Source organism: Corynebacterium sp. MSK204 (assembly GCF_030229885.1).
Classification (GTDB): Bacteria; Actinomycetota; Actinomycetes; order Mycobacteriales; family Mycobacteriaceae; genus Corynebacterium.
The window spans coordinates 1-11,643 of sequence record NZ_JASPGQ010000017.1; the positions used below are offsets into that span (position 1 = coordinate 1).

Here is an 11,643-nt window from a genome sequence, read left to right on the forward strand (position 1 = left end):
CCGTTCGACTTGCATGTGTTAAGCACGCCGCCAGCGTTCGTCCTGAGCCAGGATCAAACTCTCCACAAAAAGAAAAATTTCAGAACAACAAAATTCCAAAATAGGCCGTGAAAAGCCCAAACCTAACCAAAAGAACAAACCACCACAAACCCACAAAAGCAGGCCCATGCTGGCGTCCAAAAATTACTACAAAGAAAAAATCACTGCCTCCCCAACCCGACGGGGCACAAAAAAGGGAGACAAAAAGTTGAACACAATCACATGCCAACCAATCCATCAATGCAGCCGAAACACTAAACAGTATTCAAAAAGATGCGTATAACAACACCTTACCGGCACACACCAACCAACAAACCACACTCGGCTTGCCGGCCAACAGACCAATCAACACACAACCATGCACACAAAAATAAAAAATAAGTACATTGGCACACTATTGAGTTCTCAAACAACATCCACACACCACAAGAAAATTAACCAAACGTTAACCTCTCGTTGGCGGCTCGTACCAACTTACCCAACAACCTGAACCAAGTCAAATACTCGAGCCAAGTCAGTACAAAAAGTCACTCAAAAGTAACCAACCGGCTACCTCTCGGCGACTTCGATAAAGTTACACCCAACCCCGAAAAACACACAAATCCCCTGGTAAACACGCAAAACGCGATTACCAAGGGATCAGTCAACAGCTAAGGTGACGCTCTTAGGAAGGATCCACGACCCGTGCCCCGGCGAAGCGCTTCTTGCCCTTACGCAGCACCAGCCACGAACCGTGCAGCAGATCGTTGGAATTCGGCGACCACTCGATGTCCTCGATGCGCTGGTTATTCACGTAGGCGCCACCCTCGCCCACGGTGCGGCGCGCAGCACCCTTTGATTTTTCCAGTCCCGCCTCAACCAACAGATCCAGAATCGTGGCCGCTGGGTCGACCTCGGCAATCTCGGTTTCCTGCAATGCGGAAGACAACGTGGCCTCGTCCAAATCCTGCAGCTCTGCCTTACCAAACAACGCCTGGGAAGCCAGCTCCACTGCTTCGGTGGCCTGCTCGCCGTGCACCAAGGTGGTCATCTCCCGCGCCAATACGCGTTGCGCCTCACGTTTGTGGGGTTCCTCCTCTACCTTGCGCGCCAGCTCTGCGATCTCCTCCTGGGTGAGGAAGGTAAACCAACGCAGGTAATCGATAACCACCGCGTCGCCAGCATTGATGAAGTACTGGTACCAGGAGTACGGGCTGGTCAGCTGAGGATCCAGCCACAGTTTGCCGCCGCCGGTGGACTTGCCAAACTTATTGCCCTCGGCATCTGTCACCAACGGCACCGTCAGGCCATGGACCTTCGCACCATTCACGCGACGGTTCAGATCGACGCCGGAAACGATGTTTCCCCACTGGTCGCCACCGCCAATTTGCAGCACACAATCGTACTCTTTGTGCAGGTGCACAAAGTCGTTTGCCTGCAGCAGCATGTAGGAAAACTCGGTGTAGGAAATGCCGTCGGATTCCAGGCGGCGCTTGACCGTATCGCGGTCCAGCATGGTATTCAGCGAGAAGTTCTTACCGATATCGCGTAGGTACTCGATGACGTTGATCTGGCTAGTCCAGTCCGCATTGTTCACCATCACTGCTGGGATTGCGGACTCGCCCGCCTCAGTGAAGTCGACGAAGGCCTCAAGTTGGTCCTTGATTGCCTGCATATTCTCTGCGATCTGCTCTTCCGAGAGCATGGATCGCTCTCCGACATCGCGTGGGTCACCGATCATTCCCGTCGCGCCACCGGCCAGCGCGATGGGACGGTGACCGAATTGTTGGAAGCGCTTCAGCATAATCAGCGGCACGAGGTGGCCAGCGTGCAGCGAGCTTCCCGTCGGGTCGAAACCGCAGTACAAGCTGATCGGGCTCTCTGCGGCTTCCTTCAATGCCTCTAGATCTGTCGACTGGTTTATCAGCCCGCGCCATTGCAGTTCATCGATGATGTTCGTGGTGTTGCTCATACGTAGGTGTTCCCTTGTTGCCTATTACGTGTTTTCTTTCCAGAGCGCGTCGCTCTACTTAATGGGCCAGTCCTTGGCTTCGTCGACCAGCATGACCGGAATACCATCCTGCACCGGATAGGCCTTGTTCAGCCTTGGGTTCACCAAATAGTCGCCGTGATCCTCCAGCGGCTGCTTGTCGATGGGGCACACGAGGATCTCTAGGAGCTTCTGATCGATCATGCTGCTTAGTCTAACCCGTACCCCAGACAACCTATTTAGTGACTCCCTGATGTTGCTTGCCGATGTCCCCTCGGTCAATCCCCTAGCCCATATCTTCACCCTCGCGTGCTGTGCGTTACAGTGGAAGGCGCAACCGAACACGGGCGCTCGAGGTATCGAGCTGAGATCGCGCTGTACACCTGCGCGAGTACCGCTAGAACCTGCCTGGTTAGAACCAGCGAAGGAAGAATGAGGAGAGTCAACTATGACGGATACGTCTGCCCAGCACACCCGTACCACCATCCCGAACGACGAGTACGGTGCGGAAATCCACCCGAAGCACAGCTTCGCCCCCATCGAAAAGCAGGTGGAGTCCTTCGGCAAGACCTTCACCCTTGAGGTGCCGGAGACCGAGGTTCAGCTGGACGATTCCCCGACCGGACCGAACGCGCCGCAGAAGCTCTACCGCACCCGTGGCCCGTGGGCCGAGCCGACCGAGGGGCTAGAGGCACTGCGCAGCGAGTGGATCGAAGCTCGCGGCGATGTGGAGGCCTACGAGGGGCGTCGACGCAACCTGTTGGACGACGGTAACCGCGCCCTCAAGCGTGGCGAGGCCAGCGACGAGTGGAAGGGCATAAGCCGCGAGACGCTGCGGGCCAAAGACGGCAAGCGCGTAACCCAGATGCACTACGCACGCCAGGGTATTATCACCCCGGAAATGGAATACGTCGCACTGCGCGAACACTGCGATGTAGAAAAGGTGCGGGAGCAAGTTGCTTCCGGCAAGGCGATCATCCCGAATAACATCAACCACCCGGAATCCGAGCCGATGATCATCGGCAATGCCTTCAACACGAAAATCAACGCCAACATCGGTAACTCCGCCGTGACCTCCTCCATCCGCGAAGAGGTAGACAAGCTGCGCTGGGCTACGCGCTGGGGCGCAGATACCGTAATGGATCTATCCACGGGCAACGACATTCACACCACCCGCGAGTGGATCATGCGTAACTCTCCGGTGCCGATCGGTACCGTGCCGATCTACCAGGCCCTCGAGAAGGTCGACGGCGTGGCCGAGGATCTGACCTGGGAAATCTTCCGCGATACCGTGATCGAGCAATGCGAGCAGGGCGTGGATTACATGACGATCCACGCCGGCGTGCGCCTGCCCTTCGTGCCGCTGACCACCAAGCGCGTGACCGGCATTGTCTCCCGCGGCGGTTCCATCATGGCCGGCTGGTGCCTGGCCCACCACAAGGAATCCTTCCTGTACGAGAACTTCGACGAGCTGTGCGAGATCTTCGCCAAGTACGATGTCGCGTTCTCGCTTGGCGATGGCCTGCGCCCCGGCTCGATCGCCGATGCCAACGACGCAGCCCAGTTCGCAGAGCTAAAGACCATCGGCGAGCTGACCCACCGCGCCTGGGAGTACGACGTTCAGGTCATGGTCGAAGGCCCGGGCCACGTGCCACTGAACATGGTGCAGGTCAACAACGAAAAGGAGCAGGAATGGTGCGGCGGCGCTCCGTTCTACACCCTGGGGCCGCTGGTTACCGACATTGCCCCCGGCTACGACCACATCACCTCCGCCATCGGTGCAGCCAACATCGCCATGGGCGGTACCGCAATGCTGTGCTACGTCACCCCGAAGGAGCACCTGGGTCTGCCGAACAAGGATGACGTGAAGACCGGCGTGATCACGTACAAGGTCTCCGCGCACGCGGCGGACGTCGCCAAGGGCCACCCTGGCGCCCACGAGTGGGACGATGCGATGAGCAAGGCGCGCTTCGAATTCCGTTGGCACGACCAGTTCGCCCTGTCCCTGGACCCGGATACCGCCCAGTCCTACCACGACGAAACCCTGCCCGCGGAGCCGGCGAAGACCGCCCACTTCTGCTCGATGTGCGGACCGAAGTTCTGCTCCATGCGCATCAGCCAGGATATCCGCGACGCGTTCGGCGAGAAGATCGACGAGGCTCTGGCCACCGACCAAAAGCAATCGCTAGTCAAGGACCTCGGCTTGCCGGGCTTCGGCCGCCAGAGTGTGGACGAAGAGCACTTCACTAATGCCGAGGGCGAAGAAGAAATGGCCGAGGAGTTCCGTCGTGCAGGATCCAAGCTCTACCTAAACCGGGACGAGGCCAAGGAAGTTTCTGAGGACCTGCAGAAGGAAGCAGCGGCGTACAGTGAGCGCTAACCAGCTGGACCTGCGGTGCTACCACGTGACGGGCGCACCGCAGGAGAAGGTCGTACAGGTTGCCGCAGCGGCAGCAGCCGGTGGCGCGGGCGTGATTCAAGTTCGCAGTAAGCCCATTAGCGTGCGCGATCTGACCGCGCTTGCTATCGACGTGGCGGCGGCGGTCGAAGAGGCCAATTCAGCAACGCGGGTGCTTATCGATGACCGAGTCGACGTGGCCGCCGCGCTAATGTGTAAGCACAATATCCACGGCGTACACATCGGCCAGGACGACCTGGATCCGCGCCTGGCACGGCAGATTCTTGGCGAGGATGCGATCATCGGGTTGACCACCGGCACCCTCGAGCTCGTGCAGGGTGCTAACGAGTACGCCGATGTGATCGACTACATCGGTGCGGGTCCGTTCCGCCCCACGCCCACGAAATCCTCTGGTCGAGCCCCGCTGGGATTGGAAGGCTATCCCCCGCTCGTCGCGGCTTCGGCCGTTCCGGTGGTGGCGATTGGTGATGTGCAAGCCACCGACGCCGAAGCGCTGGCGGAAACCGGTGTGGCTGGTGTCGCGATTGTGCGCGCATTTATGGACTCCGACGATCCGGCGGCGCTGGCGACCACGGTTGTCCGAGCTTTCGACCGCGCGAATGCAGCCACAGGTTCACATGAATAATGCCGAGCACGCCATCATTGGCGCGGGAATCATCGGGCTTAGCACCGCATTCGAGCTGGTGGATGCGGGTGTCGACCCACGGGAAATCGTGGTGATCGATCCCCACCCCATTAGCGGAGCCACGTTCGTGGCCGGCGGCATGCTGGCTCCGGTGGCGGAGGTGCAATACCGGCAAGAGCCGTTGTACCCGCTGATGGTTGCTTCAGGCGAGATGTTCCCGGATTTGCTAACCAGGTTGAGTGCGAAAACGACCGCTCCGACGGGGCATCGCCGTGAATCCACCCTGGTGGTGGGCGCCGACCGCGCCGATGGCGTGCACATCCGCGAACTGCTGGCGCTACAGCAGAAACACGGCATGGATGCCCACGCGCTGCCACTTCGGCAGGCCCGAAAGCTAGAGCCTGGGCTCAGCCCCCAGCTGGCCGCCGCAGTGGAAATCCCGGGCGATCACCAGATCAACCCGCGCATGTTCAGCGCGTGCCTGTTGGAATACCTGCAGCACGCCGGGGTTCGCTTCGTGGCTACGGCGGCAACGCGCATCGACGGGCACACTGTGCTGCTTGCCGATGCCCAGCTGGTCACCGCCGACATGATCTACCTCTGCAACGGTCTGGGCGCCAAAGACGTGGATGGTTGGTTCGAGGGCGCCAATCCCCTAGCGCTACGGCCGGTGTTGGGTGACATGCTAAGGCTGCGGGTACCAGAAGAGCTAGCGCCAATCACCCGAGTGGTGCGCGCATTCGTGGAGGATCGGCCGGTGTATGTTATCCCCCGCACCGACAGCACCATCGCTATCGGTGCCACCAGCCGCGAGGACAACCGCAAGGGCCCGTCCGTGGACGGTGTGCACACGCTCCTTCGCGATGCTATCCGCGTGGTGCCGGGGCTGGAGGACTGCGAGTTCATCGAGGCTATCGTTGGAGCCCGGCCTGGCACCCCCGATGATTTGCCCTACCTGGGCAAAGTACGCGACGGGCTAGTGGTTTCCACCGGCTACTTCCGCCACGGAATCCTCCTGTCCGCCCTGGGAGCTAAGGTGGGTGCCCAGTTGGGAATGGGCACGTCCCCGAGGATGGACATCTCGGCCTGCGATCCGCTACGCCACGCCCGATAGCCTCACAAGAATAGCCTCACAAGAAAGGAATAAGCACCATGGACTACACACTTAATGGCGAGCCCCGCCACAGCGATGGGCCGATCACCGTGAGCGCCATCGTAGAAGCAGAGACTGGCGATGCCTCGCCAAAGGGCGTGGCCGTGGCCATTAATGGCGATGTGATCCCCGCCAGCAACTGGTCTCATGAGGTTACCGACGGCGACCAATTGGATGTCCTCATCGCGGTACAGGGCGGGTAGGAATCTCCTATGCTTACTATTGCAGACAAACAATTCGATTCGCACCTAGTAATGGGAACCGGCGGGGCCAGCAGCCAGGACATGCTGGAGCAATCCCTGGTTGCCAGCGGTACGCAGCTCACCACCGTCGCCATGCGTCGGCACAGCGCTAAGAGTCCCGGTGGCGAGTCCATCTTCGAGCTCTTACAGCGGTTAAACATTGACGTGCTGCCCAACACTGCGGGATGCCGCACCGCCCGCGATGCCGTAACCACCGCCAAGTTAGCCCGCGAGGCGCTGGGCACCAATTGGGTGAAGGTAGAGGTGATCGCTGATGACCGTACGCTTTTGCCCGACGTGGTGGAGCTCGTGGATGCTTGCGAGATGCTGGTTGCTGAAGGATTCGTGGTGCTGGCATACACGAGTGACGATCCGGTCATCGCCAAGCGGCTAGAAGACGTGGGCGTGGATGCGGTGATGCCTTTGGGCTCGCCGATTGGTACAGGTCTGGGCATCCTGAACCCGCACAATATTGAGCTGATTTGTTCGCGCGCCCAGGTTCCCGTGCTGCTGGATGCCGGTGTGGGCACGGCCTCCGATGCGGCGCTGGCCATGGAGCTGGGCTGCGATGGGGTACTTTTAGCCAGTGCCATTAACCGCTGCCAGGATCCCCTGGCGATGGCCTCTGCAATGAAATACGCCGTGGAAGGCGGCCGGTTGGCCCGCCAAGCTGGTCGCATTCCGAAAAGGCAGCACGCCGTGGCCTCGTCCTCGTTTGAAGGTTTGGCTAGCTGGGAAGATAAGGTCCTGTAATGAGCCAACTGCCCCACGATGAGCTGCATAGAGTGGCCCGTCAAACCCTGCTGCCCGGCTTTGGCATCGCCCAGCAGGAAGCGCTGCACGGCACCCACGTATTCGTCATCGGCGCTGGCGGATTGGGATGTCCCCTGATGCAGCAACTGGCTGCCGCCGGTGTGGGCGAGATTTCTGTTATCGACGGCGACACGGTGGATCTCACCAATATCCACCGCCAGATCCTGTTCGGCGCCGAGGATTTGGGTAGATCCAAGGTGGAGATCGCCGCCGAAAAGCTCGAACAGCTACAGCCAGGCATCGTCGTGCATGCGATTCGCGACCGGCTCACCGCGGACAATGCGTTGGACTACCTCCGTGGAGTGGACATCCTGGTGGATGGTTCCGATACGTTTGCCACCAAGTTCCTAGCCGCCGATGCTGCGGAGATCACCGGCACCCCGCTGGTATGGGGTTCGGTGCTGCGATTTCGCGGTGACTGCGCAGTGTGGTGGTCTGGACCCGGTGCCGAATCGGGCGTGGGCATGCGCGATCTCTATCCTCTGCAACCCGATCCCGATTCCGTGCCGGATTGCGCCACCGCCGGCGTGCTGGGCGTAACCACCAGCGTGGTCGCGGGCCTGATGTCCACCGAGCTGATTCAGTTCGCCACCGGCATGAACCGCGACCGGGTAGGTTTGTTGAGCATCTACGATGCCCTGAGTTCCTCCATCACTCACTTCCGCGTGCCCCACGACCCAGCACGTGAGCTAACCACACAGCTGCAAAAAGACTACGGTGACGCTGCCTGTACCGTGCTGGGGGCCGAAGTTGCCGCCGCGATGTTCGACGATCTGCGCGAAGGCGCCGCGGCTATCGACGTACGCGAAGCCGGGGAAGCTGCCATCGATGATTTCTTTTTTGACGCCACCGCGAAGCATTACCACTTACCAACGTCCGAGTGGCAGGAAGATCCAGGGATAGTGCGCTCCCTGCTCGATTCCCTGCAGTCCGAGGGGCTTAGCGACGCCTGGGTATACTGCGCCTCCGGCAAGCGATCTGCCACTTTCATCTCGGCCTTCGCCGAGGAAGCCGAACAGCGTGACATTAAGCTGCACAACGTTGCAGGCGGCATAAAGAGCCAGCCCGCAACGTCTCATGGAATCCCTTCCTCTCATTGATGAGAGCATTTTTATCTTCCAGATGAGCCAAAGGACCCCTATCGGTCGCCCTTCTAGTTCTGCGTGCGCACCGGTTCGGTAGCCCACTTGCGCGCTGCGGCGGCATGTTCGCGGACGGTTTCGCGCTGTTCAGCAACGCGGACCCCGGCGGTTCCGCCCTTAGTTGTGCGGGAAGCGACCGCACCGTCAATGGTGAGGACCTCACGCACCTCTGGGGTCAGCCGCTTGTCGACGCCCATGAGTTCCTCATCAGTGAGATCCACCAGGTCCACTCCCCGCTCTTCGGCGATGCGTACGCACGCGCCGGAAGCTTCGTGTGCTTCGCGGAAGGGCACGCCTTGGCGCACCATCCACTCGGCCAAGTCGGTGGCCAAGGTGAATCCGCGTGGCGCCAACTCGCGCATCCTGTCTTCATTAAAGGACAAGGTGGACACGAGCCCGGTCATCGATGGCAACAATAGGTTGAGCTGTGCCACCGAGTCCACGATGGGTTCTTTGTCCTCTTGCAGGTCGCGGTTATAAGCCAGCGGCTGTGCCTTGAGCGTGGACAACAACCCGGTGAGATTGCCAATCAGGCGCCCAGTCTTGCCGCGGGTAAGTTCCGGGATATCCGGGTTCTTCTTCTGCGGCATGATGGATGAGCCCGTGGACCATGCATCGTCCAAGGTGACGTAGCCGTATTCCGGGGTGCACCAGTAAATGATCTCTTCTGCCAGCCGGGACATGTCAACGGCGATCTGTGCCAAGACAAAGGCCGTCTCCGAAGCGAAATCGCGAGAAGCGGTGCCATCCAAGGAGTTCTCCGCGGCTGAATCAAAGCCGAGTTCCGCGGCGATGGCCTCTGGATCGAGCTGCAGGGAGGAACCTGCGAGTGCACCCGAACCATATGGAGATACGGCTAGCCGCTTATCCAAGTCCTGCAGTCGCTGAATATCGCGCAACAGCGGCTGAGCGTGGCCCAGCAGCTCGTGCGCAAGCAAGATGGGCTGCGCGGCTTGGGAGTGCGTTTTACCCGGCATGATGGCCTCGGGGTGCGCGGCGGCTTGATCCGCTAGGGCATCGACAAGCTCGGAGACCTGCACTGCCGTATCGCGGATGGCATCGCGCACCCACATGCGAAAGAGCGTGGCGACCTGGTCATTGCGGGAACGTCCCGCGCGCAGGCGGCCGCCCACCTCGGGACCGACGATGTCGATAAGGCCGCGCTCCATGGCGCCGTGCACGTCTTCATCGGTGGGTGCTGGGACAAATTCGCCCGAAGCTACCCTCTCCCCGAGCTCGGTGAGCCCGGAAAGCATGGTGTCGAGGTTGGCATCGGAAAGCAGCCCTGCCTTGTGCAGCACCTTGGCATGCGCCTTCGAGGCAAACACGTCGTAAGGGGCAAGCACCCAGTCAAAATGGGTGGAAACCGAGAGGGCGAACATCGCCTCGGAAGGGCCGCCGGAGAATCGGCCGCCCCAGAGCGCGCCTTCGTTAGTCTTGTGTGGTTCCATCGGTGCCTATTTCTCTGCGCTGGTGGGGAAACCACCCTCGCGGTCACGCTGGTTGGAAATCTGGGTGGACAAGCCGTGCAACTGGACAAAGCCCTTTGCAGCGGTCTGGTCGAAGGCATCGCCGGTGTCGTAGGTAGCCAAATCGAAGGAGTACAGCGACTGGCCAGAGCGGCGGCCGGTCACGGTCGCGGTACCTGCGTGCAGGCTCAGGCGGATATCGCCAGTGACATTCTCCTGGGACTCCTCGATGAAGGCGTCCAGGGAGCGCTTGAGCGGCGAGTGCCACAGGCCGTCGTAGACCTCTTCGGACCACCGTGCATCCGTCAGGCGCTTGTAGCGCGCGAGCTCGCGCTCCACGGTGACATCCTCCAGCGCCTCGTGGGCCTGGATGAGCACCATGGCACCCGGTGCCTCGTAGACCTCGCGGGACTTAATGCCCACCAACCGGTCCTCTACCATGTCTAGGCGGCCGATGCCCTGGGCGCCGGCGCGGCGGTTGACCTCTTCGATGACCTGCAGCGGGGTCAGCTTCTTGCCATCGACAGCAACCGGAACACCCTTCTCAAAGGAAATGATGATCTCATCCGGAGCATTGCCCAGGCCCGGATCTTCCGTATATGCGTAGAGATCCTTTGTCGGTGGGTTCCACAGATCCTCAAGGAAGCCGGTTTCTACCGCACGGCCCCACAGGTTCTGGTCGATGGAAAATGGCGAGGCCGCCGACTGCTCAATGGGCAGGTTAATCTCTTCTGCAAAATCGATGGCCTTATCGCGAGTCCATGCATAATCGCGTGCTGGGGCCACAATCTCTAGCGATGGATCCTGGGCGCGGAAAGAAACCTCAAAGCGCACCTGGTCATTGCCCTTACCGGTACAACCGTGGGAGACGTGCGTCCCGCCGTGCTCCTGCGCGGCCTTCACGAGGTGCTTGGTAATAAGCGGGCGGGAAATGGCAGATACCAGCGGGTACTGCTTCATATACATGCCATTCGCCTTGATGGTGGGCACGCAGTATTGCTCCGCAAACTCATCTTTGGCATCGATAACGATGGACTCCACCGCGCCGCAATCGAGTGCGCGCTGGCGTACGGACTCCATGTCCTCGCCGCCCTGGCCCAAGTCAAGGGAGACGGCAACGACATCGCCGCCGGTCATTTTTGCCAGGTATGGAATGGCTACCGAGGTATCGAGGCCACCGGAATAGGCCAAGACTACGCGTGCAGACATGCTAAGACTCCTTAATTAATTGAAAACAATTCGGTTAGTTACATAATATACGATCGGTTGCGAGAATGCCACCATTTATTAAATCCTCTGCGAGGTCAGCGTCTCCGCCAATTCTGCGCCGGTAACTCCCTCGCGCGCCAGCACAAAAATGGTGTCATCACCAGCGATGCACCCCACCACGTCGTGCAGACCCACGCGGTCGATAAAGCTGGCGAGGTATTGCGCCGCGCCCGCTGGCGTGCGCAGCATTGCAATATTCATCGAGGAATCGTGAGAGACCACCAATTCATCCAACATGCGCCGCAGCTTCTCGCGCGGTCCGCCAACCTGGTCTTCGAATTGCTCCAGCTCGCCGGCGACCATATAGTACGAGCGCCCACCGTCTCGCTTGACCTTCTTCGCTCCCAGCTCATCAAGATCCCGCGACAGCGTGGCCTGCGTAATATCGATGCCTTCTGCCAACAAAAGCTCCGATAATTGCACCTGGCTCGTGACGCGATTGCGGTCCAGGATTTCCAAAATCTTTGCCTGCCGGGCAGTTCGAGTGCTCGGAGTGCTCATGA

The 11,643-nt window shown here is 60.0% G+C and carries 11 protein-coding genes and 1 rRNA gene; 6 read left to right on the top strand and 6 right to left on the bottom strand.

Going from position 1 to position 11,643, the window contains the following annotated elements; all coding sequences use genetic code 11:
- The 3 genes from QP908_RS10080 to QP908_RS10090 all read right to left on the bottom strand — a co-directional run.
- A 16S ribosomal RNA gene (locus tag QP908_RS10080) occupies positions 1 to 69 on the bottom strand; the annotation flags it as partial.
- Positions 70 to 703: 634 nt separating this feature from the next.
- A complete protein-coding gene (gene tyrS / locus QP908_RS10085) occupies positions 704 to 1,990 on the bottom strand; it encodes a tyrosine--tRNA ligase (protein ID WP_284772183.1) in 1,287 nt (428 codons plus the stop codon).
- A 54-nt stretch (positions 1,991 to 2,044) separates the two neighbouring features.
- Positions 2,045 to 2,212 carry a Trm112 family protein gene (locus tag QP908_RS10090; RefSeq protein ID WP_023017904.1) on the bottom strand — a complete coding sequence of 56 codons (168 nt, stop codon included), beginning with the start codon at positions 2,210 to 2,212 and terminating at the stop codon, positions 2,045 to 2,047.
- A gap of 244 nt (positions 2,213 to 2,456) precedes the next feature.
- Between QP908_RS10090 and thiC the strand changes: the two genes are divergently transcribed.
- The 6 genes from thiC to QP908_RS10120 are packed head-to-tail and all read left to right on the top strand — an operon-like array spanning position 2,457 to position 8,360.
- Positions 2,457 to 4,388: a phosphomethylpyrimidine synthase ThiC gene (gene thiC, locus QP908_RS10095; RefSeq protein ID WP_284772184.1), complete on the top strand. Its 1,932-nt coding sequence runs from the start codon at positions 2,457 to 2,459 to the stop codon at positions 4,386 to 4,388.
- Positions 4,378 to 5,052, top strand: a complete 675-nt coding sequence (locus tag QP908_RS10100) for a thiamine phosphate synthase (protein ID WP_284772185.1) — start codon at positions 4,378 to 4,380, stop codon at positions 5,050 to 5,052. The genes thiC and QP908_RS10100 overlap by 11 nt, the downstream gene beginning before the upstream one ends.
- A complete protein-coding gene (gene thiO / locus QP908_RS10105; protein WP_284772186.1) occupies positions 5,045 to 6,166 on the top strand; it encodes a glycine oxidase ThiO in 1,122 nt (373 codons plus the stop codon). Before QP908_RS10100 ends, thiO begins: the two co-directional genes overlap by 8 nt.
- Positions 6,167 to 6,204: 38 nt before the next feature.
- Positions 6,205 to 6,408: a sulfur carrier protein ThiS gene (gene thiS, locus QP908_RS10110; RefSeq protein WP_284772187.1), complete on the top strand. Its 204-nt coding sequence runs from the start codon at positions 6,205 to 6,207 to the stop codon at positions 6,406 to 6,408.
- A 9-nt stretch (positions 6,409 to 6,417) separates the two neighbouring features.
- Complete coding sequence (locus QP908_RS10115) at positions 6,418 to 7,200, top strand: thiazole synthase (protein ID WP_284772188.1); 783 nt, start codon at positions 6,418 to 6,420, stop codon at positions 7,198 to 7,200.
- Positions 7,200 to 8,360 carry a ThiF family adenylyltransferase gene (locus QP908_RS10120; protein WP_284772189.1) on the top strand — a complete coding sequence of 387 codons (1,161 nt, stop codon included), beginning with the start codon at positions 7,200 to 7,202 and terminating at the stop codon, positions 8,358 to 8,360. Before QP908_RS10115 ends, QP908_RS10120 begins: the two co-directional genes overlap by 1 nt.
- A 53-nt stretch (positions 8,361 to 8,413) precedes the next feature.
- Here QP908_RS10120 and argH read toward each other — a convergent pair whose 3' ends face one another.
- From argH to QP908_RS10135, 3 genes are all read right to left on the bottom strand, one after another.
- Positions 8,414 to 9,853, bottom strand: a complete 1,440-nt coding sequence (gene argH, locus QP908_RS10125; RefSeq protein ID WP_284772190.1) for an argininosuccinate lyase — start codon at positions 9,851 to 9,853, stop codon at positions 8,414 to 8,416.
- Between the two features lie 6 nt (positions 9,854 to 9,859).
- Positions 9,860 to 11,080, bottom strand: a complete 1,221-nt coding sequence (locus QP908_RS10130) for an argininosuccinate synthase (protein ID WP_284772191.1) — start codon at positions 11,078 to 11,080, stop codon at positions 9,860 to 9,862.
- Between the two features lie 78 nt (positions 11,081 to 11,158).
- A complete protein-coding gene (locus QP908_RS10135; RefSeq protein WP_005282729.1) occupies positions 11,159 to 11,641 on the bottom strand; it encodes an arginine repressor in 483 nt (160 codons plus the stop codon).
- Between the last annotated feature and the right edge of the window lie 2 nt (positions 11,642 to 11,643).

Excerpts from the sequence above, each read along its gene's own strand:
- tyrS (WP_284772183.1), bottom strand. The coding sequence starts at position 1,990 with ATGAGCAACACCACGAACATCATCGATGAACTGCAATGGCGCGGGCTG.
- QP908_RS10090 (WP_023017904.1), bottom strand. The coding sequence starts at position 2,212 with ATGATCGATCAGAAGCTCCTAGAGATCCTCGTGTGCCCCATCGACAAG.
- thiC (WP_284772184.1), top strand. The coding sequence starts at position 2,457 with ATGACGGATACGTCTGCCCAGCACACCCGTACCACCATCCCGAACGAC.
- thiO (WP_284772186.1), top strand. The coding sequence starts at position 5,045 with ATGAATAATGCCGAGCACGCCATCATTGGCGCGGGAATCATCGGGCTT.
- thiS (WP_284772187.1), top strand. The coding sequence starts at position 6,205 with ATGGACTACACACTTAATGGCGAGCCCCGCCACAGCGATGGGCCGATC.
- QP908_RS10115 (WP_284772188.1), top strand. The coding sequence starts at position 6,418 with ATGCTTACTATTGCAGACAAACAATTCGATTCGCACCTAGTAATGGGA.
- QP908_RS10120 (WP_284772189.1), top strand. The coding sequence starts at position 7,200 with ATGAGCCAACTGCCCCACGATGAGCTGCATAGAGTGGCCCGTCAAACC.
- argH (WP_284772190.1), bottom strand. The coding sequence starts at position 9,853 with ATGGAACCACACAAGACTAACGAAGGCGCGCTCTGGGGCGGCCGATTC.
- QP908_RS10130 (WP_284772191.1), bottom strand. The coding sequence starts at position 11,080 with ATGTCTGCACGCGTAGTCTTGGCCTATTCCGGTGGCCTCGATACCTCG.
- QP908_RS10135 (WP_005282729.1), bottom strand. The coding sequence starts at position 11,641 with ATGAGCACTCCGAGCACTCGAACTGCCCGGCAGGCAAAGATTTTGGAA.